18 protein-coding genes and 1 tRNA gene are annotated in these 25,658 nt (G+C 54.4%); 7 read left to right on the top strand and 12 right to left on the bottom strand.

Annotated elements, in window-relative coordinates; all coding sequences use genetic code 11:
• Positions 1–4 precede the first annotated feature (4 nt).
• Entirely contained in the window at positions 5–772 is a 768-nt protein-coding gene (locus tag ACW9KT_RS08060; protein ID WP_457079139.1) for an MBL fold metallo-hydrolase, read from the top strand.
• A 24-nt stretch (positions 773–796) separates the two neighbouring features.
• Here the strand turns inward: ACW9KT_RS08060 and ACW9KT_RS08055 are convergent, their stop codons facing one another.
• Complete coding sequence (locus tag ACW9KT_RS08055; protein WP_457079137.1) at positions 797–1,261, bottom strand: hypothetical protein; 465 nt, start codon at positions 1,259–1,261, stop codon at positions 797–799.
• A gap of 153 nt (positions 1,262–1,414) precedes the next feature.
• Here ACW9KT_RS08055 and ACW9KT_RS08050 point away from each other — a divergent pair, with 153 nt between their 5' ends.
• Positions 1,415–2,989 (top strand): NFACT RNA binding domain-containing protein, encoded by a 1,575-nt coding sequence (locus tag ACW9KT_RS08050; protein WP_457079135.1) that lies wholly within the window; start codon positions 1,415–1,417, stop codon positions 2,987–2,989.
• Between the two features lie 64 nt (positions 2,990–3,053).
• Here the strand turns inward: ACW9KT_RS08050 and ACW9KT_RS08045 are convergent.
• Positions 3,054–3,136 (bottom strand) — tRNA-Leu (locus ACW9KT_RS08045).
• Between the two features lie 267 nt (positions 3,137–3,403).
• Positions 3,404–4,072: a Dps family protein gene (locus tag ACW9KT_RS08040; RefSeq protein ID WP_457079133.1), complete on the bottom strand. Its 669-nt coding sequence runs from the start codon at positions 4,070–4,072 to the stop codon at positions 3,404–3,406.
• A gap of 508 nt (positions 4,073–4,580) precedes the next feature.
• On the opposite strand from ACW9KT_RS08040, the gene ACW9KT_RS08035 reads away from it, so the two are divergent.
• Positions 4,581–6,608: a DUF4394 domain-containing protein gene (locus ACW9KT_RS08035; protein WP_457079131.1), complete on the top strand. Its 2,028-nt coding sequence runs from the start codon at positions 4,581–4,583 to the stop codon at positions 6,606–6,608.
• 152 nt (positions 6,609–6,760) lie between these two features.
• Here the strand turns inward: ACW9KT_RS08035 and cfa are convergent, their stop codons facing one another.
• On the bottom strand, positions 6,761–7,882 hold the full coding sequence (gene cfa / locus ACW9KT_RS08030) for a cyclopropane fatty acyl phospholipid synthase (protein WP_457079130.1): 1,122 nt from the start codon (positions 7,880–7,882) through the stop codon (positions 6,761–6,763).
• A 173-nt stretch (positions 7,883–8,055) separates the two neighbouring features.
• On the opposite strand from cfa, the gene ACW9KT_RS08025 reads away from it, so the two are divergent.
• Entirely contained in the window at positions 8,056–8,598 is a 543-nt protein-coding gene (locus tag ACW9KT_RS08025; protein WP_457079128.1) for an MOSC domain-containing protein, read from the top strand.
• Between the two features lie 14 nt (positions 8,599–8,612).
• Here the strand turns inward: ACW9KT_RS08025 and ACW9KT_RS08020 are convergent, their stop codons facing one another.
• The 3 genes from ACW9KT_RS08020 to ACW9KT_RS08010 all read right to left on the bottom strand — a co-directional run bounded on the left by ACW9KT_RS08020 (position 8,613) and on the right by ACW9KT_RS08010 (position 14,397).
• Positions 8,613–10,502, bottom strand: coding sequence for a CocE/NonD family hydrolase (locus ACW9KT_RS08020; protein ID WP_457079126.1), 1,890 nt, complete (start codon positions 10,500–10,502; stop codon positions 8,613–8,615).
• 301 nt (positions 10,503–10,803) lie between these two features.
• On the bottom strand, positions 10,804–13,428 hold the full coding sequence (locus ACW9KT_RS08015) for an MGH1-like glycoside hydrolase domain-containing protein (protein WP_457079124.1): 2,625 nt from the start codon (positions 13,426–13,428) through the stop codon (positions 10,804–10,806).
• Between the two features lie 153 nt (positions 13,429–13,581).
• Positions 13,582–14,397 (bottom strand): SDR family oxidoreductase, encoded by an 816-nt coding sequence (locus ACW9KT_RS08010; protein ID WP_457079122.1) that lies wholly within the window; start codon positions 14,395–14,397, stop codon positions 13,582–13,584.
• Positions 14,398–14,551: 154 nt separating this feature from the next.
• Here ACW9KT_RS08010 and ACW9KT_RS08005 point away from each other — a divergent pair, with 154 nt between their 5' ends.
• A complete protein-coding gene (locus ACW9KT_RS08005; RefSeq protein WP_457079120.1) occupies positions 14,552–14,983 on the top strand; it encodes a hypothetical protein in 432 nt (143 codons plus the stop codon).
• Positions 14,984–15,039: 56 nt separating this feature from the next.
• On the opposite strand, the gene ACW9KT_RS08000 is transcribed toward ACW9KT_RS08005, so the two are convergent.
• The 3 genes from ACW9KT_RS08000 to ACW9KT_RS07990 all read right to left on the bottom strand — a co-directional run bounded on the left by ACW9KT_RS08000 (position 15,040) and on the right by ACW9KT_RS07990 (position 20,793).
• Positions 15,040–16,476 (bottom strand): RtcB family protein, encoded by a 1,437-nt coding sequence (locus ACW9KT_RS08000; protein ID WP_457079118.1) that lies wholly within the window; start codon positions 16,474–16,476, stop codon positions 15,040–15,042.
• A 241-nt stretch (positions 16,477–16,717) separates the two neighbouring features.
• Positions 16,718–18,118 (bottom strand): RtcB family protein, encoded by a 1,401-nt coding sequence (locus ACW9KT_RS07995; protein WP_457079116.1) that lies wholly within the window; start codon positions 18,116–18,118, stop codon positions 16,718–16,720.
• Positions 18,119–19,266: 1,148 nt separating this feature from the next.
• Positions 19,267–20,793, bottom strand: coding sequence for a TROVE domain-containing protein (locus tag ACW9KT_RS07990; protein ID WP_457079114.1), 1,527 nt, complete (start codon positions 20,791–20,793; stop codon positions 19,267–19,269).
• Between the two features lie 805 nt (positions 20,794–21,598).
• Between ACW9KT_RS07990 and ACW9KT_RS07985 the strand changes: the two genes are divergently transcribed.
• Positions 21,599–22,516, top strand: a complete 918-nt coding sequence (locus tag ACW9KT_RS07985; RefSeq protein WP_457079112.1) for a histone deacetylase family protein — start codon at positions 21,599–21,601, stop codon at positions 22,514–22,516.
• Positions 22,517–22,575: 59 nt separating this feature from the next.
• A complete protein-coding gene (locus ACW9KT_RS07980; protein ID WP_457079110.1) occupies positions 22,576–23,583 on the top strand; it encodes a J domain-containing protein in 1,008 nt (335 codons plus the stop codon).
• A gap of 260 nt (positions 23,584–23,843) precedes the next feature.
• On the opposite strand, the gene ACW9KT_RS07975 is transcribed toward ACW9KT_RS07980, so the two are convergent.
• Both ACW9KT_RS07975 and ACW9KT_RS07970 read right to left on the bottom strand, forming a co-directional pair.
• Complete coding sequence (locus ACW9KT_RS07975) at positions 23,844–24,782, bottom strand: alpha/beta fold hydrolase (protein ID WP_457079108.1); 939 nt, start codon at positions 24,780–24,782, stop codon at positions 23,844–23,846.
• Positions 24,783–24,839: 57 nt separating this feature from the next.
• Positions 24,840–25,430: a TetR/AcrR family transcriptional regulator gene (locus ACW9KT_RS07970; RefSeq protein WP_457079106.1), complete on the bottom strand. Its 591-nt coding sequence runs from the start codon at positions 25,428–25,430 to the stop codon at positions 24,840–24,842.
• Positions 25,431–25,658: the final 228 nt, after the last annotated feature.

The raw sequence follows: 25,658 nt of genomic DNA, 5'->3' as shown, positions 1-25,658 counted from the left end.
TGGCATGCAAATTACCATTCTCGGCTCGGGCACTTCGCAGGGCGTACCCGTCATTGGGTGTCACTGCGCCGTTTGCCGTTCCCTGGATTATCGTGATAAGCGCCTGCGCGTGTCGGTGCACGTGGCTGTGGGGGGCAAAAGCATCGTTATCGACTCCGGGCCCGACTTTCGCCAGCAGGTGCTGCGTGAGCAGATTGACCACCTCGATGCGCTGCTTTTCACTCATGAGCACAAGGACCACACGGCCGGCATGGACGACATCCGGGCGTACAATTTCAAGCAGCAGCGCGATATGCCGGTGTATGCGGAGCAGCGCGTACTTGATCAACTGAAGCGGGAGTTTGCCTACATTTTTGCCGATTATAAGTACCCTGGTATTCCTAGGGTTAATACTATTCCTATCCTTGACGATCAAGCTCCTTTTGAGGTGGAAGGGATAACTGTGCACCCCATTCGGGCTTTGCATTATAAATTACCAGTTTTGGGATATCGCATTGGTGATTTCACTTATTTAACTGATGCTAGTTATATCCCACCGGATTCTATGGAACGTATCAGGGGCTCCAAGATAATTGTAATAAACGCGTTACGATATGAATCGCACATCTCTCATTTTTCCTTACCCGAAGCCGTTGAAATTCTTACCGATTTAGCCCCCCAGCGCGGCTACCTCACCCATATCGGTCATTATCTCGGCCGCCACCGTGATGTGGAAGCCGAGCTACCTGATTTTATCCGGCTGGCCTACGATGGCCTGCGAGTAGAGCTGTAAAAGCTCAGACCAACTGGGAGGCCCTTATAACGCCTGTGGGCGACTTACAACCAATTGCACCGAGCGGTACTGCACTTTGGTTTTTTTGTCTTCTAGACCTGGTTTCATTGCTTTCACATACACCACGTACGTGGTACCATTGACCCTAACGTGCAGTGAGTCAAGCCAGTTGGCTGAGCTACTGCCCCGTGATGAGTCGAGAGTAAAGGTTTGCGTGTTGTCGCTAGCGTCACTAACGAGCACTGTTGCTTTCCACCAGGCGCAGGGACCGAAACAGCAAACCACGTCGTCGGGTATAGTCTGATACTCCAGCTGATCAATTTTAACGGTTAACTCTGGGGCTGTCATGTTGTCGAGGGAGGCTTTCTGCTTATAAAACAGGTCAAATTCCTGTTCGAAAGCAGCTTTTATGCCCCGAGGCTGCTCGTCCGATTTACCGCACGCGGTTAGGCACGCGCTGGCGAGCAGCAAGAGTAGGTATTGTTTCATAGGTGCTAGGAGAATGGAGTGAGGACTGGTTGCGGAACTACACATTGGGGAGTATGCCGGCTCAGAAATGGTTGCAACCAGAAATAAACTTTCCGCCTTTGTTGGCAACTCTGTCCATATTTGCCCTCGCCCCGCGTTTATACTTTTCGCCTCATGCACAACAATTACTATTTCCTGCGCCAACTCGCTCCGGCCCTTACTGAGCAGTTGGCCGGCTACCAGGTTGTGGCGTGCTTCTCGCAGGAGAAAGATGAGCTAGTCATTGGCCTTACCAATGGCACTGCGGAGTTTTGGTTGAAAGCGCAGCTGACCGCCTCGTTTCCAGTGTTAGCTCTGCCAACGAGCTTTCACCGCACGCGCACCAACTCTGTCGACTTGCTGCCCGGTCTTTTAGGCCTTACCGTACATAGTGCCGATGTTTTTCCCAACGACCGGGTACTCACGCTGCATTTCGACGGCGGTGCTTCTCTCCTGTTTAAACTATATGGTCCGCGCCCAAACGTCGTTTTTCGCCCGTCGCCCGATGCTCCCGCCGAGCTATTCCACCAGCGCTACACTACCGACACCGATTTGGCCCCGCTACCAGCCGCCGAAGCTACCATGCTCCGCTCCGCTGACGACCCGCTGAAACGATATCCCGCACTCGGCGATTTGCCCCCCCGCTACCTACGCACCCGCGGCTACGATCCTGCCAATGAAGCCACCAAGGAAGCACTTGTCCGGGAAGTAGTTGGCGTGCTCGAAAACCCGCTGCAGTTCTACATTATCAATCTGGATGGCCGCACACGGCTGAGCTTGCTGTCGGTGGGCGAGATAGAGCAGGTTTTGCCCCTCGACCCGATTGCTGCGTTGCGCACGTTCGTGCCATTATTTCTAGGCCGGCGGGCGTATGAGATGGAAATGCGGCAGATACGCCAGCTGTTGGAGCGTCGGGCCGAGGAGGCAACCACCAGCGCTAGCCAGGCCCGTGCCCGCCTTCATGCTTTGGAGCACGGCGCCAGATACCGTCAAACCGCTGACCTTATCATGGCTCACCTCACCCAAATTCCGGCTGGGGCTGCTCAAGTCGAAGTTGTTGATTTTTATCAGGATAATAAGCCTCGCCTTATAAAGCTCAAGTCCACTGAAACACCCCAGCGCACGGCCCAAAACCTTTACCGAAAAGCCAAAAACCAGCAAATAGAAACCCAACAGCTCCAGGAGCGTGTAGAGCGCCGCGAGGCCGATGCTTTCTGGTGCCTGGAACGCTTGGAGGAACTGGGGGGCATTTTGGATCTACGCGCCCTGCGTACCTGGCGCAAAACCCACGACCTACAGCCCGAAACAAAAGCTAAAGCCGCAACCGAACTACCTTTTAAGGTTTTTGAGGATGAAGGTTTTACCATTTTGGTGGGTCGCAATGCGGCTAACAATGATCTGCTCACTCAGCGCTATGCCCACAAGGAAGACCTCTGGCTGCACGCCAAGGACGTAACCGGCTCGCATGTAGTCATTCGGCACCGGGCGGGCCATCCAGTACCCAACATGGTAGTAGAGCGTGCCGCGCAGCTGGCCGCTTGGTATTCGCGCCGCCAGCATGATTCGCTCTGCCCAGTTACGGTCACGCCAAAAAAATTCGTGCGAAAGCCTAAAGGTGCGTTACCTGGTCAGGTGCTGGTAGAGCGTGAGAAGGTGGTGTTGGTGGTTCCTGCTAACCCGTTTGAGCGCTTGGGGGGCAAATTGGCGTAAGTCAGCCAGAGAAACTGTAAGACAACAAAAAAGCCCCACCAATATTGGTGGGGCTTTTTTGTTGTGCGCGCGGGGAGATTCGAACTCCCACACCCGGAGGGCACCACCCCCTCAAGATGGCGTGTCTACCAGTTTCACCACGTGCGCAGTAGGCTGACAAATCACTTTACTCTTCAGAAACCGAAGCTTCTACCTTCGCTGAGGCGGCGAAGTGGGGACAAAAGTAGCTACTTGCACAGCCCCACGCAAATGCTCTGCGGTATTTTTTCGCTGTTCAAGGCTTCTACTTAAATACTGGGGGGCTTTTTCAGAGCCTTTGCTCCGATTAGTATTTGCGTAATTGGTTGATATGCTTTCACGGCGGCCCTTCCGTCAGGAAAAGCCGCCGTGAAAGCATTTTCGCCACAATATTTATTAAGAACGAGCCAGGGGCGTATCTACTACGTGCTCCGATACAAACCAAGTCTGCAACTCGTTGGTACGAATTAGCTGACTTACAATTAAGTCGTTCGTACCATCATCGCCAGACTCATCAGCCTTTTTGGCATACTCGTGGCATTCTTTAAGAATAATTTCGTGGGCTTCCAGCAGGCGTGACACCTGTACAGGTGCCTCTTCACGGTCGCGGGGTGGGCGCGGAATATGAGTGGTTTCAGCAATGTCGGCTGCCATAGCCAAGCTTACTCCTCCTAAAAGCTGAATGCGCTCTGCAATGGCATCTACCAGTACACTTTGCTCTTCATAGTGCTTATCATAAAGCAAGTGAAGCTGATAAAATGTAGGGCCTACAACCTGCCAGTGGTGTTTTTTGTACAGGTCCCGGATAGTGATGGTGTCGACCAACAGCTGGTTGAGCATGTCCACGCTCTCTTGGCGCACATCCTCGCTTAAGCCCACTGACATGCGGGGGGAAACAATGCCAAAGCGCTGAATTGCATCAGCTCGTTGATTCAGAATAGGCTGCTCTACATTGCCGGGCTGAATAGCGCCCTGCTTAGCAGCCTTGCCATTGTCGGAAGGAGCAGCAATTGCAGCCGTTTTCTTGGCGGCAGTCGGTTTTTTATCGGTGGTTTTGGTAGCCATGAAAGAGAACGTTTGGAGACTAACTTAGAAAGACGAACATGGGCAATTAGGTTTTACTCTAACATTTATGATCGTCTGATGTCAATACGCAACGTCGCGCATCAGGTTAGCGAGCACACTTTATTTACTGGCAGCTGTAGGGGCGAGGGCGCTTTATTGTCACTTAGCTCAATTATCCCGAAGCTTACCGCATTATGGAGTTGGCTGAGCGAAAGCTATCGTATTATCACTAGGTACCCCAACAAAGCAAAATACTAAATCGAGCCTTTTCGGAGTTTCGTTAATTATTACTTAAAACATATACCTTACGGAGTGCGTATAAGGTGGTTGCTAAAACGCAGGAACTTTTTCGAATTATTTAAAACAGAAAATTTAAGCCGTTTGAGCAATCTATTTTCAGTATTTACTGCGTAAAAGATCTGTGTAACAGATTAGATTTGCACATCTATTACGCATTTACTGCTGTTTCTCTGACATTTTATTTTTCCATTCTAAACCCCTTAGTCGAATGCAATTACCATTACTTCCTTCTTCACCAGTAAAACAACATAGCCGCCGTGCTCCTTGGATACTTGGAGCCGCGCTAGGCTTGTGCCTTGGTGCTGCTGCTCCGGGCACAGCTCAGACTGTGTACGGCCTGAGCCCTACCGGTCTAGTAACCTTTAATGCTGCTACTCCGGCCACTGTCACTACAGCTATACCTTTTACGGGAGTAACAACTGGTCAGACGCTGGTTGGCCTGGACGTACGCCCTAACACTGGTCAACTGTTTGCGCTGGGGTACAATGCTGCCACGACCCAAGCGCAGCTTTATACTATCAATCCTACAACTGGTGCCGCTACGACTGTAGGTGTGGCGCTTACGCTAGCCTTAGGAACCGCTACTGACCGCATTGGCTTCGACTTTAACCCCACCGTTGACCGCATTCGGGTAGTAAGTAGCAATAGGGCCAACTTTCGCCTTAATCCCAATAACGGTACTATAGCCGCCACCGACGGTACTCTAACCTATGCTGCTACTGATGCCAACACGGCTCAGACGCCCGGGGTAGGAGCGGTGGCTTACACCAACAGCTACATCGGCACCGGTTCTACCACACTCTATGGTATTGACGAGATTAATAACCGCCTAGTCACTCAGAATCCTCCAAATGAAGGCATACTGAATACCGTTGGGACTGGTGCTTTAGGGGTGACTACTAATGGACTTACGCAAAGTGCAGACATTGATATCTACTTTAATCCGACTTCGCGCGTAGATCAGGCTTACTTACTCATTAACTCAACCACTGCACCGGCTTCTAACCAGCTATATACCTTAAACTTGACTACCGGCGTAGCCTCCGCACCAGTCACGATCGGCAGCGGTGCGCTCGGTATCACAGATATTGCTATAGGCATCGACCGCACGGTGTCGGATCTTCAGCAGAGACTTGTTTATGCCTATCAAGTGGTTGGCACCGCTACTAACTTACTTTCCTTTGATTCGGCACGGCCTTCGGTTATCCGTTCTATCACGGGTATCACGGGTCTGACAGCTGGTCAAACACTAGTAGGAATTGATGCTCGCCCTAATACAGGTCAGTTATTCGGCCTAGGCTACGATGCGAGCCTGGCAGCGGCTAATGCGCGTTTATATATTATCAACACGACTACGGGCGTAGCTACGCCCGTAGGAACTGAGGCCACGACCCTAGCTTTGGGCACGGCAACGGACCGGGTCGGCTTCGATTTCAACCCCGTTGCTGATCGGATCCGGGTTGTGAGCACCAACCGGGCTAACTATCGCCTCAATCCCATTGATGGAACGATAGTGGATAATGATCCTAATACACCGGGTATCCAGCGTGATGGTGATGTAAACTTTGGCCCCAACACGGGTAATACGGGTGTTCAGCCATCTATTGTAGCTGCAGCCTACACCAATCCTTTCTTGGGCTCAACTGCTACAACCTTGTACGTGTTTGATAACTCGTTCAATCAAATTTTTAGTCAGGACCCACCGAACGCAGGCGTCCTGGATGCAGCCGGCCCTCCAACTGGTTTCATCGTGAACCGGGCTGCGGGTGTTGGCTTTGATGTTCACGCAGAAAACGCAACCTCTAATTTTGTATTGCTGGCCGCCGCGCTTGGCACCAGCACGAACGCTAACCTCTATGATGTTAACCTGGGTTCAGGGGGAGCTACATTGATAGGGGCCATTGGTTTAGGTGTACCCGTTAACGGCATTGCCTTCGCTATTACTGGCACCGTTCTCTCTAACAACAAAGCATCGGAGAAAGTAAGCGCGCAGGTAGAGGTGTTCCCCAATCCTGCTACGAACATGGTATCAATCAACTTACCTGCTTCACTCAGCAAGCAAAGTGTAGAAGCTACGCTCGTTAATGCCTTAGGTCAATCAGTGCTGCGTCGTACGCTTTCCGCACGTGACGGCTCTTCCAAGAGTATGTCGCTAAATGGCGTAGCGAAGGGCGTATACATGCTTCAGCTTTCAACTTCTGAAGGTGTAGTATCCAAGCGCTTGATAGTACGTTAATGCAATTGATTAGCGCTGAGTGACACCAGTGCTTTTCTCACAAAAATGCCCCCCGACTTCGTTGGGGGGCATTTTTTGCTTTGTGTAACGCACTAAGCTATTAGGTGGAAGGAGTAGCAACGACTTCTACAATCAGCGTAAAACGCACGGCGTTATCGCACCGCTTCATAGCCACCTAGCAGGCCGCGTTTGGAAAGTACCATTTGCCAAAGCTGATTATGGCGGGAGCGAAAAGAGGCAGCGCTTGACAGTAAGTAATATTTCCACATTCGATAGAATCGGTCGCCGTAATCAGGTCGCAGCTGTTCCCAGTGGCGGTCGAAATTCTGAAACCAAGCCATGAGCGTGTTGTCATAGTACACGCTGAAGTTGTGGCAGTCTTCGAGCACAAACAGGTGTTCCATGGCGCCACCTAGTTGCTTGATAGAGGGCAGCAGGCAGTTGGGAAAGATGTACTTATTAGTAAAAGGGTCAGCGGAAGTGCGCGAATACGCCATGCCGATGGTATGGAGCAGAAATAGCCCGTCGTCCTTGAGGCAATTGGCGGCGGTGCGCATATAGGTGCGGTAATTACGATGGCCCACGTGCTCGGCCATGCCCACCGATACCACGTGGTCGAATTTCTCACGCACGTCGCGGTAGTCTTGCAGCCGGATTTCCACGGGCAAGCCCCGGCATAGCTCCTGTGCCAGCTTTACCTGCTCGCGGGCTACTGTCACGCCCACTACTTCTACTCTGTAGCGCTCAGCGGCAAATTTGGCGAACGAGCCCCAGCCGCAACCAATATCGAGCACACGCTGGCCGGGCTGGAGGTATAGTTTACGGCAGATCAGGTCCAGCTTATTTTCCTGAGCTTGATCAAGGTTGTCGGCATTTTTCCAGTAGCCGCAACTGTAAGTCAGGCGTTGGTCCAGCATGAGCTGGTACAGGTTGTTGCCGATATCGTAGTGGCGCTGTGCGTTTTGGGCGGCTTTGCCTTTGGCTTGACGATTGAATATTCGGGTCAACAATACTTCTAGAACGCTACGCCAACCCAGGCGCGCGGTTTTGTATAAGTCGGCACGCAGCGCCCGGAAAATGAATTCATCGATCTGCTCGCAGTCCCACCACCCGTCCATGTATGATTCGCCCAGCCCTAATGTACCCTGGCTGAGAACTCGTTGGTAAAACCGGTCGTTGTGTACCTGTATATCCCAGGGGTTCGCGCCGTTCACTTCAATGCCAGCTGGAGCAATGATGCTGGTTACATGCTGCTGTAGTTTCTCTGTCTTCATTCGGTAGGCTTCTAGGTCAGGGCATCTCTTTGTAAGGCTATTGTTTAATTGTTTATTAAAAAAGTAAAATATATTCTAATTATTTATAATACCCTTATCGAATAGTGCATCCTTCAGGGTCAGCTCCCCTACACTAATTTTACTTGACTCAAGCTTTCATATCACTCTCCCTCATGGCTTTTCCTTTTTTCGGCGACGATAAATCTACCGTAGGTCGCTTGTTAGCCACCTTACCTCAAACCGGTCGCATCGAATGGATTGGCATCCGGCCGGTGCGGCGTGAGCCGCTGGTGTCGCTGCTGGAAGTAGAAGTCGTGACCGATAAGCACCTGAGCGGCGACCACGCCCGTCCCAAGCCGGGTGGCAAACGGCAGGTTACCCTCATTCAGCACGAGCACCTAGAGGCTGTGGGGGGCTTTTTGGGCTTCGATGGACGCGTAGAACCGGGCCGGCTGCGGCGCAACTTAGTGGTAAGCGGCCTGAATCTGCTGGCGCTGAAAAACCGCCAGGTACAGTTGGGCGACGAGGTAATTCTAGAAATAACAGGTGAGTGCCACCCCTGCTCGCGCATGGAGGAAGAGCTAGGGCCCGGCGGCTACAACGCCATGCGCGGACACGGCGGCCTCACGGCCCGTATCCTGCGTGGGGGGCAAATTCGAGTCGGCGACACGGTACGTGTAGTGGAGCCGGTAGCCGCCGATGCTGCCGCGAAATAACGGCCTCGGCTACGCTACTGCTTTCGCACCTGTAGCCCCGATGGCCGCTGGGCATCGTGGTAGAGGCGCAGGGTAGCCTTCACGAAGTCCTTTTGCTCGGCTTCGGAGATGTCCACGTATGTCTGCGGATTGCGGTCTACGAGCGGAAACCAAGAGCTTTGCACTTGCACCATCAGGCGGTGGCCTTTCTTGAAGGTGTGCAGCACATCGGGCAACTCGTATTTTACCTCCGCCACCTGGCCCGGCTGAAATGGCTCTGGCTTCTCGAAGCTGTTGCGAAAACGCCCCCTGATTACCTCCGCGCGCACCAGGCGCTGATAGCCAGCCATTTGCAAGTTCTTAGGATTAGGCGCGGGGTTGCGGGCCGAGTCGGGCAGCACGTCGATGAGCTTGACGATGAAATCGGCATCGCTGCCGGTGGTAGTTACGAACAGGTCAGCGGTGATCGGGCCGGCTAGGGTTAGATCCTCGGTTAGGGGTTCGGTTTGGAAGACCAGCACATCGGGCCGGCGCGCAGCAAAACGCTGATCCTCTATCATGTACTCATTATTGCGGCGGGCAAAAATGCCGTCGGTGTAGGGCACGGGCTTGCTGGGGTCGCTCACGTATTCAGCGAAGCTATCGGGAGCAGTGGCAGGCGCAAAAGTTAGGGCACCGCTCGGCTGAAAGTATAGCGTCTGCGCTTGGGTGGCGGCCGGCGGCCACTGCTCAAACGTCTTCCACTCATTGGTGCCGGTGTTGAAAATGGTGGCTTCGGCCTGAGTGAACTTGCCTTTGTCTTTAAGGTAAGCGTTGAAAAACTTCAGCTCTATATCCTCCTGATAATATTGGGCGGTGTTGCTGCCAAAACTTAGTGGCCCAAACTGGCTCCACTCCTTCCGCGACCAGGCGCCGTGGGTCCAGGGACCCATTACCAAGCGGCTGTTATTCTTCGGATTCTGCTGCTCAATGGCCTTGTAGGTATTCAAGGCCCCGAACAAATCTTCAGCATCGAAAAAGCCTCCCACAACAAGTACAGCTGGTTTCACGCTCTTCAAAGCCGTGCGAATATTGCGCGCTTGCCAATAAGCGTCGTAGGTATCGTGTTGCTGATACTCGTTCCAGATCTTGGCTTTGTTGTTAAAATACTGGGGCGCGTTGGCGTTTTTGATGGGGCCTAAGTCAAGGAAAAACTGGTAGGCGTCCTTGGGTCTGAACGTGAAAAACGGCTTGTACTCTTCTACCGGACCCGTGCGCGGGGCATCAAAGTAGTTGGTAAAAGAGAAGTTGTCGAGCAGAAAAAAGGCGCCGTTGTGGTGGGCATCGTCACCAATAAATTCATCTGTTACTGGGGCCTGGGGCGATACTGCTTTCAGAGCCGGATGTGCATCGGGCAAGGCAGCAGTGGCGTAGAAGCCCGGGTAGGAAATGCCCATGAGCCCGGCACGACCGTTGTTGTTCGGCACGTTCTTGAGCAGCCACTCAATGGTGTCGTAAGTGTCGGAGCTTTCGTCGGTTTGCTTGGTTTTATTGCCGGGCACGTTGGGCGTTACTTCCTCAAACTGGCCCTCGCTTTTGTAGCGCCCGCGCACATCCTGATAAACGAAAATGTATTTCTCCTGCGACAGCGCTTGGCTCATGCCTGGGCCGGTTTTGGGGTAATTCGTCTCGCCATAAGGTCCGGCCGAATACGGCGTGCGCTCTAGCAGAAAAGGATACCGGTTTTTCTTCGCAGCATCTACTGGCACGTAAATGACCGTGTACAGTTTCACCCCATCGCGCATGGGAATAAGGCGGTCGAGCTTGCGGTAGTTCTCGCGGACGAAAATGGAATCCTGGGGGGCATTTTGCTGGGCCTGGGCAGCAGGAGCCGCTACTAAAACAAAGGCAGCGAAGCAAAAAGCAGCAGTGCTGAAACGGAGCATCTTAAGAAGCGGGTGAAACGGAGGAATGCGGTTTCAATACTAGGAAATAAAATACTTAGGCCGTCATGCAGAGCAGAGCGAAGCATCTCGCGTGCAGTCGTTGCCCTCACTAGCTCAGCCCATCAGGCGGTCATGCTGAGCTTGCCGAAGCAGCTCTCCCACTTTGTTAATTATACTTACCAGTAGAGATGCTTCGGCAAGCTCAGCATGACCGCCTATTTCGCCTGGATTACTAACCTGACATCAGCACGCGAGATGCTTCGCTGCGCTCGGCATGACTGTCTCTTTTCGTTATATCGCTTTACGATTGTGGCTCTAATAGCCGCACGATAAGGCCAGTCCAGCCGGTTTGGTGGTTGGCTCCCATACCGTGACCGTCATCGCCGTGGAAGTACTCGTGGAAGAGTAGGTTGTCTTTGAAGTGTGGGTCGGTTTGGAGCAGCCTCGATTTGCCGAAGGCCGGACGATGGCCTTTCTCATCCTTCAGAAACAGCTTGGTGAGGCGCTCCGAAAGGCAGGCGGCAATGTCTTGCAGGTTGCGTAGCTCTCCCGAACCTGTTGGATACTCCACTTTTAACGAGTCGCCATAATAAGTATAAAACTTTTGCAACGACTCGATAATCAGGTAGTTGATAGGAAACCAGATAGGGCCGCGCCAGTTGGAATTACCTCCAAACATGCTCGATTCAGCCTCGCCCGGCACGTAGCTAACGATGAAGTCAGCTTCAGGTGTGGGAAACACATACGGGTGCGTTAGGTGGTAGCGTGACATAGCCCTCACCCCAAATTCTGACAAAAATTCGGCTTCATCCAGCATGCGTCGAAGCAGGCATTTGAGGCGATGGCTACGGAGCAAAGACAGCAGGTGCCGATTGCCCTTTCCGGGCTCTAACCACCGCGACACCAGTTCCGCTAGCTGAGGCCGATTGTCGAGCATCCAACGCAGGCGGCGGGTAAAATCCGGCATGGCCGCCAGTAGTTCATCGTCGAGTACCTCGACCGCAAACAAAGGAATCAGGCCCACAATAGAGCGCACCTTGAGCTTAGTGCGCGTATTATCGGGAGTGTGGAGCACGTCGTAGTAAAATTCATCTTCCTCGTCCCAGAGGTTGAAAGCACCGTCACCGCTACGGGTCATGGCCTCCACTATGTAGAGGAAGTGCTCGAAGAACTTGCTGGCAATGTCCTGATATACAGGGTTGGTCTGGGCAAGCTCCAGAGCAATCCGCATAAGGTTGAGGGCGTACATAGCCATCCAAGAGGTGCCATCCGATTGCTCGATGGTGCCGCCGGTGGGCAGCGGGGCCGAGCGGTCGAACACCCCGATGTTATCCAGGCCCAAAAAGCCCCCCTCGAAGATATTGCGGTTGCTTTTGTCCTTATGATTCACCCACCAGGTGAAGTTGAGCGTCAGCTTGTGGAATACCGATTCCAGAAAATGGGTGTCGCCTTGGCCGTTGTTCAGCTTCTTATCCATCTGATACACGCGCCAGGTGGCCCAGGCGTGCACAGGCGGGTTCACGTCGCTCAGGTTCCACTCGTAGGCCGGCAGCTGGCCGTTGGGGTGCATATACCAGTCGCGGGTGAGCAGGCGCAACTGGTGCTTGGCAAACTGGGCATCCACCATGGCCAGCGGAATGCAGTGAAAAGCGAGGTCCCAGGCCGCGTACCAGGGGTATTCCCACTTGTCGGGCATGGAGATGATGTCGTCGTTGTAGAGGTGGCGCCAGTTGCTATTGCGGCCGGTGCGGCGCTCGTTGGGTGGGGCCAGCATGTTCGGGTCGCCATCGATCCACTGGGCCATGTCGTAGTAGTAGAACTGCTTGCTCCAGAGCATGCCCGCAAACGCCTGACGCTGAATATTGCGCGCATCGGGCTTGGTTACTTTCTCCTGAACGCAGTCATAAAACTCGTCAGCCTCCTGAATACGGGTGGCAAATATGTCGGCAAAATCGGCAAATGGAGCGGCCAAAGTAGCCTGGCTTAGGCGCAGACGCACCGTTTGCGACTCGCCGGGCGGAACATGCAGAGTGTACTGGGCGGCGGCTTTTGTGCCGGTTTGGGCCGGATTGATGGCGTCGAGCTTACCGTCAATAATGTAGTTATTGATGCCATCCTTGAAAAACATTCCCTCCGCTGGCAGCCCATAGAGTCGGTCGCCGTTGGTGTCGTTGTCACAGAAAAGCAGCTCTGGATTTTGGTCGCAGTAGAGTTGGTAGCGGCCGAGGGTCTGATGATCAATCTGCACTACACCGGGCTCGGACGTGCTGAGTTCCGGCCGGTAAGGGTCGTGGCCCCACGACCAGGTATTGCGAAACCATACCTGGGGTAGCACCATGATGGGGGCCATTTTTGCCCCCCGGTTGTGTACCGTTATCTGAATCAAAATGTCATCAATACCTGCCTTAGCGTACTCAATGTAGACATCGAAATAGCGATTATCGTCGAAGATGCCAGTCTCATCCAACTCGAATTCGGGTTGCTTGCGGGTGCGTTTCGCGCTTTCTTCCACCAGCTGCACGTACGGAAACTCCCGCTGCGGATACTTATACAGCATCTTCATGTAGGAGTGGGTGGGCGTGCTGTCGAGGTAGTAATAATACTCCTTCACGTCCTCGCCATGGTTGCCCTGTCCATTGGTTAGGCCAAACAAGCGCTCTTTGAGAATGCCGTCGGCCCCATTCCAGAGTGCTACCGAGAAGCACAGGCGCTGGCGGTGGTCAGAAATGCCCCCCAGACCTTCCTCGCCCCAGCGATAAGCATAGCTGCGGGCCAGATCGTGGGTGATGTACTCCCAAGCATTGCCGTTGGCCGAGTAGTCTTCGCGCACCGTACCCCACTGACGCTCGGTGAGATAAGGGCCAAATTTCTTCCAGACGGTATTTTGAGTGTTTGATTCAGCTAAGCGTAGTTGTTCTTGCGTCATAGGTGTGTTGTAGCGCTGACTTATTCGTCAGGCTAAAATGTAATAGTGGTGCCGATAAAAACGCAAGGCATAGCGACTTTCCCTCACTCAAGTGAGCTTCCGAGGTCTGACTGCCGCACTGCCGAGCTACCAGACACCATTAGTTTCTACCAATTATCCGTTGTCGGCAAAGCCCGGATACAAGGTCATGCCACCATCTACGTATAGGGTGGTGCCATGGACATAATCAGCTTCATCGGATGCCAACCACGCGGCCACACGCCCGATATCTTCCACCTCACCTATGCGGCCATACGGGATGAGCTCTAACAGCTTATTCGCGGCTTCAGGCGTTTCCCAGGCTTCGTTGTTGATGGGCGTCTTGATGGCACCCGGCGCGATGCTGTTCACTCTAATTTTATGCGGCGCGAGCTCCTGAGCCATGCTTTTCATAAGCAGCATTAGGCCGCCTTTGGATGCGGCGTAGTTAACGTGACCGGCCCACGGAATGGTTTCGTGCACGGAGCTCATGCAAATAATCTTGCCGGCCGCTCTGGATATGTCCTGCTGTACACCGCGCTTGATAAACTCCCGTGCCGCCTCGCGGGCGCAGAGAAACTGGCCCGTCAGGTTCACGTCAATTACCTTTTGCCACTGCTCTAGGGTCATATCGACCAGCGTTGCATCTTGTTGAATACCGGAGTTGGCAACCAGAATGTGAAGCGTGCCGAACTGCTCGATGGTTTGCCGGAACATCTGCTGCACTTGGTCTTCCTTGCTTACATCGGCTTTGATGGCAATAGCCTTTCCGCCCTTCCCCTCTATCTCTGCCACTATCTTTTCAGCCCCTTCAGCATCGCCTACATAGTTGACCACGACGGTAGCGCCCGCATCGGCCAGGGCCACCGCTACCCCCGACCCAATTCCAGAACTAGCCCCGGTTACGAGCGCAACTTGATTATGTAAGCGTTTGGTAGAAGATGAAGACATAGCGGTAAGTGTTTCGGTAGGGTCTATTTATGTGCGTAGCCAGTGCAGACCGCACTAATGCAAGTTCAGCCCTACTCAATTTTCGCAGTAGAGGTTGCTACGGAGGAGCTATTGGATGCTCAATAGGCTTACCTTGTATTAGATATTTTCGCCTATGCTGATTGACAAGATTACGCTACTGCTTTTGAGCGCAAGCCTTTTAATATCCTGTGGTGATCAGCCTCAAGGCTTTCAGGCTAGTGGAACTATAGATACTAAAGTATCTGCCACGCCGGAAGAAAGTCCTTGCCATAAGGGCATAGCCCGAGCTAAAGTCGATACTAAAGAAGGGATTATTGGCTATTACTTCTGGGGAGAAAGTATACCCTTCTATGTAGATACTTTACAGAAGAAATATAGCATATCTACCTATATACAAGGGTGTAGTGTGAGCCAAGATGACGAAGCAAGCTGGATTTGCTACAACCACTTTATGGACAGTGTCATTTTAGCTAAGTATCACATGAATATTATTGATCAAGAAGAAAGGAAATCAGAAGAATGGGTTCGCGCATTGCTAGCAAAAAGAAAGCGTGGGGCCTATTAAAATAAATATGTAGAAGCCTCAGCAAGCTCAGCGTGACGGTTTAGACTTTGTTTCAGCTACTCCCCTCGCCCTTTCCCTCTGCTGCCGCCGGCATCCATGCGCACTACTTTGGGTGTGAACGTACCCAGCACATCCACTAAGTCGCGTTGGTGGGCCATTACTTGGTGAATGTCTTTGTAGGCACCGGGCGCTTCGTCGAGGCCGCCGCCGATAAGCTCTATGCCGTGGTCGCGCAGCTGGCGGCGCATGTCGCCCTCTCCTATTTGGGCTTTGGCTTGGGTGCGACTGAGGCGGCGCCCGGCACCATGGGAAGCCGACTGGAGCGAGTCTCTCTCGCCCCGCCCGCGCACGATGAAGCCGGGCGCGGTCATGGAGCCGGGGATGATGCCTAGCACGCCTTTGCCGGCCGGCGTAGCGCCCTTGCGGTGTACAATGGCTTCGCGGCCATCGGGTAGCGTTTCCTTCCAGGCAAAGTTGTGATGATTCTCGACTTGCGCCAGCGGCTGATTACCTAAGGCTTTGCTCAGGCGGCGGTGAATATCGTGGTGGCAGGCCGAGGCGTAGTCACCCGCCAAGTTCATGGCACGCCAGTACTCTTGCCCTTCCTGGGAGTCCAACGACAGCCAGGCCAAATGCCGCGCCTGAGGCGGCAGGGGACATTTTTCCATGGCAACTTTGGTAAAGTGCTGGGCCACGGCCGCACCGAGCCCACGGGAGCCGCTGTGCGACAACAAGCCCACGTATTGCCCCACCGGCACACCCATTTCATTGTTCGGGTCGGTAATATCGACCAACCCAAACTCCACAAAGTGGTTACCCGAACCGGAGCTGCCCATTTGGGAAACTGCCGAATCGCGCTTATGCCGCACCACTCCGATTTCGCGAAATTCCGGCCGCTCGAAAATGGGGTCGTCGGTGAAGGGTTTCTTGAATACTTCTTTGTTGCCAAACTTGGTGTGCTCCAGCAGCAGCTTACGCAAATCCTGGGTGTGCTTACCTAGGTAGCTGGCCGGCATGTCGAAGATAGACAGGGCCATACGGCAGCCGATATCCATGCCTACGCCGTAGGGAATCACCGCGTTATCTACCGCCAACACGCCACCGATGGGCAGACCGTAGCCCTGGTGTGCATCGGGCATCAGTGCCCCATCAATCGTCACGGGCAATTGCATGGCCGTATCCATTTGCTTGCGGGCGCCATCTTCAATAAAGGCCTCGCCGTAGCGGCGGTAGTCTTTAATTTCGGGATTGAGGGCCACATCACGTGACGGCTTGGGCACGAGCTGCTCAGCTAGAGGCCGCCACATTTCGTCGCGCAGGTACTTGAATGGGTCGTTTTTTATTTCCTGCAACAAGGCCTGGGCGCTACCCTTATCGAGGCGACGCAGCTCGCGCTGGTCGAGGATGTCGAGGGCGAGGCTGATGTGCTGATCGTTGGTAAAGCCGAGTTGACGGAGGTCCTTGCTGTGAAGCTTATTGGTTGCTTTGGCCATGATGCCGGGAGTTGGGTGGTACCCCGTTGTAGCGCTGATCGGCGGTGATAGGTTATGGTCGAGGTTGGGTTGGTGAGGTTGATTTAGTGGTTTTGTGTTTCTAAGACCATCACACAGAACGCAGTAAAACATCTCGCCTGCTGATGTTGTAACTGGAATTATCATCCTTCGTGCCTCAGGATGAAAACTGAGGAAATTAGATAAAAAGCCCCCCAGAAGTTTTCTGGGGGGCTTTTATCAATTATGCGCCATCCATGCGCACGATTTTCGGCGTGAAGGAGCCGAGCACGTCCACTAGCTCCTGCTGACTTTGCATCACAGCGTGAATGTCTTTGTAAGCCATAGGCGCCTCGTCGAGGCCGCCGCCTTGCAGCACTACGCCGTGGTCGGTGAGGTGCTGGCGCACCGCCGACTCGCTTAGCTCCTGCTTGGCCCGCGTGCGTGACATCAGGCGACCAGCCCCGTGCGAGGCCGACCCCAAAGAATCGGCCACACCCCGGCCGCGCACGATAAAGCCGGGGGCTGTCATCGAGCCGGGGATGATGCCGAGCACGCCTTTGCCAGCTGGCGTAGCACCCTTGCGGTGCACAATCACCTCACGGCCGTCGGACAGCTTTTCGCGCCAGGCGAAGTTGTGGTGGTTTTCCACTTTCGCCAAAGGCCGCTCGCCCAGAGCTTTGGCCATTCGCAGGTGAATGTGCTCGTGGCAGGCGGATGCATAAGCGCCCGCCAGGTTCATAGCTGCCCAGTATTCCTGCCCGAGTTCACCGTCGAGGGAAAGCCAGGCTAGGTGCTTGGCTTCGTTGGGCAGTTGGCAGTTTTCCATGGCCAACTTAGTGTAGTGGTTAGCTACACCAGCGCCCAAGCCCCGTGAGCCAGAGTGTGACAGTAGACCTAAATACTGGCCTACCGGTACGCCCATCTCATTAGTCGGATCCGTGATATCTACGATGCCGAACTCTACGAAGTGATTGCCGGAACCCGACGTACCGATTTGCTCGGCGGCGGTTGCCTGCTTGTTGCGCAGGAAAGGAATGTCGCGAAACTCGTCCCGGTCCAGCACCTCGTGTCCCATTTTGCGGCCGTGCTGAAAGTCAGTCCGGTTGCCGAAACGCGTGTTGTCTAGGAGCAGCTTTTGCAGCTCTTGTACGCGTTGGGTGAGATGCTTGGGGGGCAAATTGAAGATCGACAGCGCCATCCGGCAGCCAATGTCCACGCCCACGGCGTAGGGAATTACGGCGTTATCGGTGGCCAAAACGCCGCCGATGGGCAGGCCGTAGCCGTGGTGGGCGTCGGGCATGAGGGCGCCAGCTATCGTGACGGGCAGTTTCATGGCCGTGTCCATTTGGTGCAGGGCGCCGGCTTCAATGTGTTCGGCCCCGTAGAGGGCGTAGGGTTTGCGAGCCACCAATTCGATATGACGCGAAGGTGGTGGGAGCAACGCGGCTGCCACGTGGCTCCAATCGAGGTGCGTAACAAAGTCCATGGGAGTAGTCAGAATTTGCTCTAGGAGCGTGAGCTGGTTGGTGATGGAGAGTCTCTTAAAATGCTTGCGCTGCAATTGAGCTAGCGCGAGCCCGATGGCGCGGCCTTCGGGGAAGCCAAGCTGCCGCAGGTCGTTGCCGCGTAATTGTTGGGCCATAAGTGGGTTAGCGAAGGAATACTTCGCGTTTGATTAGAAAGAATTGACGCGAACGGACTGTCTTCCTCAGCTGAGGAAATAAGGCGCTCTAGAAAAGCTTACCGAAGCACGGAAACGGGTGAAAAAGCTGGGGAGCCTATGACAGGTTCGTTAAAAGCGAAGTAAGGCTACCCGACGACACCGTTTCCGGCTCGGCTCCTGCTGGGGCAACAAAGCGTGCAGCCACTGTGCTATGCTCTAACCGACTGAGCTACTGCCCAAATGGCAGGAAGGGTTCGAACCTCCGACCTTAGCGTTATGGCGAAGTAAGGCTGCACTACGGCACCCATCAGGAAAACAAGCTGCTACCCAAGGCAATGAACGGCAGGCGCTGCCGACACGCTTTGGCAAACGTGTCTCTTGCGGCCGAAGCCACAAGTTGCGGGGTTTGAACCCGCTGATTCACAATTGAATCTCACCGAAGTAGCGCCTTTCTACGGCACCTGAGTAGCAGGAATAATAATTCATTGGGGCAATAAGGCGCCCAGCCAACTGTCCTGCTCTAACCACTGAGCTACCGCCAACCCGAAGGCTGACGAGAGGGATTCGAACCCTCGACCCGGCGAATCTGAATCGAAGTAAGGCTAAGCTACGGCACCCAATGAGGTAATTTCTACTAAAAGCCAACCGGGGTAAAAAATGGGAAGCGCGGCCGAAGCCATTCTGCTCTACCAACTGAGCTACTTTCGCTGCCTGAAGCGGTAGGCGAAAGGCAGGAATCGAACCCGCGACACGAAGGAACGCTACCCGACGACACCCGGCGGGATATGTATTTACCAAACCCAGCGGCAAGGGCAACAGTGGTAGGCGTGTCTGGGCGACAAAAAGCCCCCCAGCGGGATTCGAACCCTAACAGGTTGCCCAAAAGCCACCTGATTCACCGACGAAGTAACGCCCATATACGGCACCTTGCCTGTAGGTTGGTTTCCAAGTAGCCGGGAGCGGGCCCAGCCCGTTTGGCTGTGCATTTAGGCCCCCGACTTTTGGTTTTAATCTACGTTTGTCATGCAGAGCGCAGCGAAGCATCTCGCGTGCTGACGTTGAGTTAGTAATCCCGCTAAACACGCGAGATGCTTCGCTTTGCTCTGCATGACGGCCGGGTTTATGTGTCAATTCAAATCAATTTTCTCTATTTCAGCCAAGGCTGACTCGCCGTTTTCCAGGGCTTGCAGCACGTCGAATACTTTATCCGACCAACCCGCAATCAGGGCGACGCCGTGGTCGGCGCGCACCTCTAGAGGCGCTGTGCCGTGACCAGCCAAGTCGAACAGGTACAGGTGAGCGTTAGGCGCTACGGTGCGGCGGTAGTCGATCCAGGCTCGGGCCAGTGTGTCACCGTCGCCGGTGCTGTTCCAGAGCTGCACGTCGGTGAAGATCATCACCTTATCTACCACTTCGCGACGCTGCACCAAGTCGCGGACGACCAGGTAGCCGTTGGTGCTGTAGCCTACCTCGCCTTCGCGGCGGTAGAATTCCTGCACGTTTTGCAACACCCGGCCACGGGGCAGGCTGATGCGCTTCCACGTATCCCCGAACATGCCGGTAACTACGTGGCTGCATCGGCTTTGCAACAGCATGCCGAGCACCAGGCCCACATCGTAGAGCAGCACTTTGCTGCGCGCCGATACGGGTTGCTGCATCGAGCTCGACACGTCGCAGGCCACGAGTACGCGGGTGCTGGCGTCGAAGCCGCGCAAGTTGGCCGCGCTGTGAGCAATGGCCGTTTCCAGGGCTTCCAGCACCACCGCCACGTAGCCCGACTGTACGGTCAGGACCTCGCGGTAGGCGGCCAGGAAGCGGAAAGGCAACTGCTTGGAGCGCGCCACCGCAAACCGGTCGGTGAGACGGGCACACACCTGCTCCACTGCCGCTTCCGACACGTCGGCTTCGAGGATGTTGCGCAGGTTGCGGAGCAAGGCCATGTAGCCCAGTTTGCCGCTTCCAATCAACGTTTCCCAAGCCAATCGGAACGCTGTCTTACGTTCCGCAGCCGAAGCAAAGTGCTGCTGCCCTAGGGCCGACAACTCGGTTTCCCAAGTGTAAGGCGTGGGCAGCGTACCCTGCACGAGCTGGTCGAACAAGACTTGTTGTTCCGCGTTCTGGGGCGTGGGGTGCACCAGAAACAAGGCGTCGCGGAGGCGCACCCGACCGGCGCGGTCGTACTTGGCCAGCTGGTAGCCGTCGAAGCGGTTGAAGGCTAGGGCCAACCCTTTCTGCAACTGCTTGGAGAGGCGGTTGAGGGTTTTCACCCCATCGCGCTCGTTGGCTTGGGCGTAGAAGGCCAGTAACTCTGTTATCTCGTCGGCGCGCTGCACTACCCGGGCCACCAGGCGGCTTACCAGGCTGTCGCCGCGGTGCAGGCGGGCCAGTTCCACGGTGAGTACTAAGGGCACGGTGCGCAAGTACAGCTGCTCACGGGCGTACACTGCCAAACGGGCCACAAACTCGGGGTCGTTGCGGGCCACCAACTCACGCAAGCGAAGCAAGCGGGTATCGGCGGTTTCGTAGAACTGGTCGCTGAGGGCGGCGGTGGCTACGGCGGCGTACAGCTCCAATTGGGGGGTAAGAGCGAAGGCCGCGGCGCCCTCGTGGTTGCGGACGCTTTCGTTGCGGCGAAGAGTAAAGTTGAAGCGCATAATCGTGGAGTTGTAAGAGTGAAAAGGTTATTACCGCGGTGTTTTATAAAATAATTATTAACCTTATTTTTATAATAATGCTAAAATTCATAATAACGCTAAAACTAAAAGCAGTCAATCATTTTATTTATTTCGAAAATAGACGCACCTCTTCCACGCTGAAAAATGATTTATTTTTTCAGTTAAATAAGCATAAAAAAAGCCCGGCTTTCGGGGCCGGGCTTTTTTTATAGAAGGGTTACGCAGGGTTTATCTACGTAACGTATCCAGGGAAAAAGCCCGGTCGCACCAATCTTGGAAACGGGTGGTTGACCGTTTATTCAGCGAGGTATGCAGGAAGGTGGGGCGTTGGCAACGCATGACCGTGCGGGTGTAAACTGTTGTAAAACAAACAACCCGAACTGTTTAGGTTCGGGTTGCGGAAGTATCAGAGGGGAATCTGCTGCTACTTAGCTGTACCGAACCGCGCTGGAGCTCCGTGGCTCCTGGGCGTCTTGCTTTGAAATAAAATTGGTGCAGCGTAGCATGGCTTTGTGTAGTTGATGGGACAAATATGCAGGGTTGATTTTATTCATGCAATAGGCAATGCATATATTTTTAAAATAAATTTTGCTGGCATTATTTCTATCTATTACAAAAGCTCATTCAAATCATTATGGAGCATGTTTTTGTATATTATAATTAAATAATTTTTTTTACGGTCATGGCTTAAATCATTGAATTCAGGTTATTAATAAAGAGCCGAGCACTCTTGTTGCGCTGTGTACGTATGTTCTCGGGTTCATTCTATTCGCTTCCTTACCTCATGCCCTGCCTCGCTACTTCCGAACGCTACACTTTGGATTTGCCCCCCGGTCATCGGTTTCCGATTGCCAAGTACGAGCTGATTCGGGAGCAGCTGCTGTGGCAGGGAATTGCCCCCCAAACCGACTTTTACGACCCTGGCCTCTGTGCTGAGGAGGATATACTGCGCGTTCATACGCTTGAGTATTGGCACAAAGTGCGCGACCAGCGCCTCTCCCCCGCTGAAGTGCGGCGGCTGGGTTTGCCACAAAGTGAGCAGCTGGTGCAACGTTCGTTGAGCAGCAGCGCCGGCACCCTACAATCGGCGCGACGCGCTCTGCACGATGGCGTGGCGCTGAACTTAGCTGGCGGCACCCACCACGCCTTCGCCGACCGGGGTGAGGGTTTTTGCGTGCTCAATGACATTGCCATTGCCGCGGCGCACTTGCTGCATCATGGGTTAGCGAAGCAAGTATTGGTAGTGGATCTGGACGTACACCAGGGCGATGGTACAGCCAGCATTTTTCAGCAGGAGCCGCGGGTGTTCACCTTTTCTATGCACGCGGGGGCCAATTATCCGCTTCGTAAGGAGAAGTCGGACCTGGATGTTGAGTTGGCGCTGGGCACTTCTGATGCAGAATATTTGCAGCAGCTTACCGCCACATTGCCCCGCCTGCTAGCGGAAGTGCAGCCTGATTTCGTGTTTTTTCAAGCTGGGGTTGATGTGCTGGCGACTGATAAGCTCGGCAAGCTGGCCCTGACGAAGGACGGCTGCCGCCAGCGGGATGAGTTTGTGTTGGGGCTTTGCCGGGACAAAAAACTGCCCGTAGCCGTGAGCATGGGTGGCGGCTACTCCGAGCGAATCGGCGACATCGTGGACGCGCACTGCAATACGTTTCGGGTAGCGTATGAAGTTTGGAGTGATAAGGTGACGCCATAGTCTTTAAGTGAATCCGCTTCGGATACTGGCTTGGAGTTACACATTATCTTTGCTAGCCCATGGCAAAAACCACTTCTTCCGATCTTCCGGCCGCCAATTCTTTACCCATTCCGGCAACGGATGCGTCTATCAACCCAGCCCAGCAGGCGTTTCGGGAAGCGGTGCAGCAGGTAGAAGGATTGCGCCAGCGCCTACGCGATTTGCAGACTGAGCAAGCTGAAGCCCGGCGGCGCTATTGGCAGCAAGTGGGGCCAGCGGCGAGGGCCGTTGTGGAGGCGCGGCAGACATTGTTTGCGCCGCTGGAAAACGCCCTGCTACTTCATTTCTTTAGTCGGGCCGAGGAGCAGCAGATTACGGGGGTAATTATTGGAAATGCTCACGCTTTGCAGGAGCGTTTTGGGGAAGATGCAGCGGATATTTTGCTGAAATATGCCCCCCAAAGTCGTGCCGCCCAGCCAAAAAGCGGCACTTCCGATGCCGCAGAAGCCAACGCTGGCTTCGATTCTACGCTCCCTCCACACGAACAAGCGGCAGAGCAAGCTCGCGCCCGCCGCAAAACCAAGGCTCAGAAAGCCCAAGAAGCCGTCGAAAAAGCGGCCCGCGAAGAGGAGCAACGACTCTTATCCAACACAAAAACCCTCTACCGCCAGCTCGCCCGCACCCACCACCCCGACCTAGAGCGCAACCCCGACGCCCAGCAACACAAAACCGCGCTCATGCAGCGCATCACCGAAGCCTACGAAGCCAACGACCTCTACACGCTGCTTCAGCTTCTGTCCAAATCGGCCCCCACCGACCACGCTGATGACGATGTGCTCACCCGCTACACGCAGGCCCTGCGTCAGCAGCAAACTGAGCTAAAGCAGCAGTTAAATGAGCTGAAATACGGCCCGTCTAAAGTGCTTAGTAGTACGGGTAAAAAGCAGGAGGCCGAGTTGCGCCAACTAAAGCGCTACTTGCGCGCTGAGGCTGATTACGTGCAGCACGTGGCGCGCCTGATTCAGGAGCCTGAAGGCTTGCGCGAAGTGCTGCGCGGATTGGCAGCGGAAGGCCAGGAGACTGTGTAAGAAGCTGAAGCTACTGACGGAGTTTAGCAACAAACCGGACCGTCATGCAGAGCGGCAGCAAAGTATCTCGCGTGTGGTCGTTGCCAAAGCATGACGTTCCGTTTAGATGGGTTACTACCACAACATCAGCACGCGAGATGCTTCGCTACCGCTCTGCATGACGGCCGGGTTTACAAAAGCTCATTTAAGCGATAATGAAAAGCCCCTTATACGTCACTAACAACGTCTGGGGGGCTTTTCACACAGCTTTACCTCGTTCCCTAGTTTATAAACTCAACTACTTGCTGAATCACGGCCGGGTCACGCATGATGCGGTTGTGGCCCAGGCCGGTGGTTGGGTGAAATTCCAGGTCTGGCCAGTGGCTTGCTATTTCTTCGGCATCGATGAAGGGCACGTGTACATCCTCACGATCATGCAGCAGTAGCGCACGCTGCACGGGCAAGTGACGGCCAGCCTCTAACAAGCTAAAGCTCTCAGCACTGCGCCCAAATTGCTCCTGAATAAAGCGCCCCATGCGCTCGACTACGCTGGGGGGCAAATGCAGCAACTCGGCGAAGCGGGCAGCTACTTTGCGCGTGCTGCTCGGCGCGCTCATGAGCACCAAGCGCGGTAATTGTCCCCCGGCAGCTTGGTTGAATCGTACGGGCACGCCCGCGGTACAGGCGGCCCCAAACGAGTGCGCCACGGTAGCATGTACCGGACCAATAACATCGGCCACAGCTTGCACGGCTGCTGCAAAGCTTACCAGCGTCGCCCGCTTCCCCTCCGACTGGCCGTGGGCCGGCCCATCCAGCGCTACCACTCGAAAGCCGGCCTTTGCCAAGCCCGCCGCCATGTGGCCCCAAAAGCTGGCCCGGTGCTCCCAGCCATGCACTAATAGCACGGTTCGCCCGCCACCGGGGTTCCACTCGTAGTAGGCTATGCGCCCGCTTTCGGCCTCTACCCAGTGCTGGGTAGCCTCCGCTAGCGCCTTGGTTTCCCAAGCTTTTAGCGGCAACTGGCGCGGCGTAGTAAACACTTTCCAAGCTTCCCGGAACGCCCATTCTGCCGACACCGCCGACAACACCCGAAACTTGAGCCGCAACAGTTTCAGGCCAGGCGGCACGGCTGGATACTGCACCTTAACGGGTTGGGGAACGATAGCAATTGTTGGTTCCAAAGGATACACGGTAAGAGCAGGCGAGTAGGTATTAATCATGGTAGAATACGTTTGGGAAGTATTCAATTAGCGAAGCACAAACTCTCTTTACTTGTCTTATTCAGGCAGTAATTCGCTGCGTAGTTGCTCAAAAACGAGATAGAAGTGTCGTTCGTCGTGGACGCGGGCTACCTGCAACGCGCCGGCCAGCGTGGTAAGAACCTGGGCAGCCTTCGCCGTCGGTTCGCCCCGAAATACTAGGGTGCCTGCCTCTCGCCCCGCTCCTAGCACCTGGGCCAGCCAGTCGGTTAGCTCCCGATTGAAGAGGCGAAGTTCCTGCTGCATGGTGACCGGTAAAGTGCGAAACTCAGCGGCCAACGAACCGAACAGACACACGCGCTGCTCACTGCGCAGATGACCCAGATACACTTCAAAAAGAGCGTTCAACTGGGCTTCGGGGGGCAATTCGGTGAGGCGAGGCAGTCCGCGCCATTTGCGCAACCGTCCCCGTTGCCGCTGAATAATGGCCGCCCCTAGATCCTCCTTGCCCGGATAGTGATAGTGAATAGCGGCTGGCTTAATCCCCAGCTCTTTGGCGATGTGCTGGTAACTGAAGGCGTTGTAGCCGCGGCCCAACAGCAGTTGCTCCGCTAGATCCAGAATGCGGGTGCGGGTATCGGGTGCTATAGTTTCAGCTTGGGTTGTCATAATGCCCAAACGTACTTACTTATTAATAAGTAAGCAAATAAAACATGTATAGCCCACTTAAAAGCTATATAAGCCCAATACAATGCTGTGCATGACCCTCTGTTTAGCAAAATCACTTGTTTCAATCTCTGCACGCGAGATGCTTCGGCTCTGCCTCTGCATGACGTTCTTTTATGTTACTGCGCAGCTTCCTTGCTAATCTTGGGCAAGACTTATCTATATTACCTC

Source organism: Hymenobacter sp. HD11105, assembly GCF_054051685.1.
This window is presented reverse-complemented; position numbering and strand designations above follow the sequence as displayed.

Excerpts from the sequence above, each read along its gene's own strand:
- ACW9KT_RS08015 (WP_457079124.1), bottom strand. The coding sequence starts at position 13,428 with ATGACGCAAGAACAACTACGCTTAGCTGAATCAAACACTCAAAATACC.
- ACW9KT_RS07970 (WP_457079106.1), bottom strand. The coding sequence starts at position 25,430 with ATGACAACCCAAGCTGAAACTATAGCACCCGATACCCGCACCCGCATT.
- ACW9KT_RS07995 (WP_457079116.1), bottom strand. The coding sequence starts at position 18,118 with ATGGCCCAACAATTACGCGGCAACGACCTGCGGCAGCTTGGCTTCCCC.
- cfa (WP_457079130.1), bottom strand. The coding sequence starts at position 7,882 with ATGAAGACAGAGAAACTACAGCAGCATGTAACCAGCATCATTGCTCCA.
- ACW9KT_RS07980 (WP_457079110.1), top strand. The coding sequence starts at position 22,576 with ATGGCAAAAACCACTTCTTCCGATCTTCCGGCCGCCAATTCTTTACCC.
- ACW9KT_RS07990 (WP_457079114.1), bottom strand. The coding sequence starts at position 20,793 with ATGCGCTTCAACTTTACTCTTCGCCGCAACGAAAGCGTCCGCAACCAC.
- ACW9KT_RS08025 (WP_457079128.1), top strand. The coding sequence starts at position 8,056 with ATGGCTTTTCCTTTTTTCGGCGACGATAAATCTACCGTAGGTCGCTTG.
- ACW9KT_RS08020 (WP_457079126.1), bottom strand. The coding sequence starts at position 10,502 with ATGCTCCGTTTCAGCACTGCTGCTTTTTGCTTCGCTGCCTTTGTTTTA.
- ACW9KT_RS07985 (WP_457079112.1), top strand. The coding sequence starts at position 21,599 with ATGCCCTGCCTCGCTACTTCCGAACGCTACACTTTGGATTTGCCCCCC.
- ACW9KT_RS08055 (WP_457079137.1), bottom strand. The coding sequence starts at position 1,261 with ATGAAACAATACCTACTCTTGCTGCTCGCCAGCGCGTGCCTAACCGCG.
- ACW9KT_RS08050 (WP_457079135.1), top strand. The coding sequence starts at position 1,415 with ATGCACAACAATTACTATTTCCTGCGCCAACTCGCTCCGGCCCTTACT.
- ACW9KT_RS07975 (WP_457079108.1), bottom strand. The coding sequence starts at position 24,782 with ATGATTAATACCTACTCGCCTGCTCTTACCGTGTATCCTTTGGAACCA.
- ACW9KT_RS08035 (WP_457079131.1), top strand. The coding sequence starts at position 4,581 with ATGCAATTACCATTACTTCCTTCTTCACCAGTAAAACAACATAGCCGC.
- ACW9KT_RS08000 (WP_457079118.1), bottom strand. The coding sequence starts at position 16,476 with ATGGCCAAAGCAACCAATAAGCTTCACAGCAAGGACCTCCGTCAACTC.
- ACW9KT_RS08010 (WP_457079122.1), bottom strand. The coding sequence starts at position 14,397 with ATGTCTTCATCTTCTACCAAACGCTTACATAATCAAGTTGCGCTCGTA.
- ACW9KT_RS08060 (WP_457079139.1), top strand. The coding sequence starts at position 5 with ATGCAAATTACCATTCTCGGCTCGGGCACTTCGCAGGGCGTACCCGTC.
- ACW9KT_RS08005 (WP_457079120.1), top strand. The coding sequence starts at position 14,552 with ATGCTGATTGACAAGATTACGCTACTGCTTTTGAGCGCAAGCCTTTTA.
- ACW9KT_RS08040 (WP_457079133.1), bottom strand. The coding sequence starts at position 4,072 with ATGGCTACCAAAACCACCGATAAAAAACCGACTGCCGCCAAGAAAACG.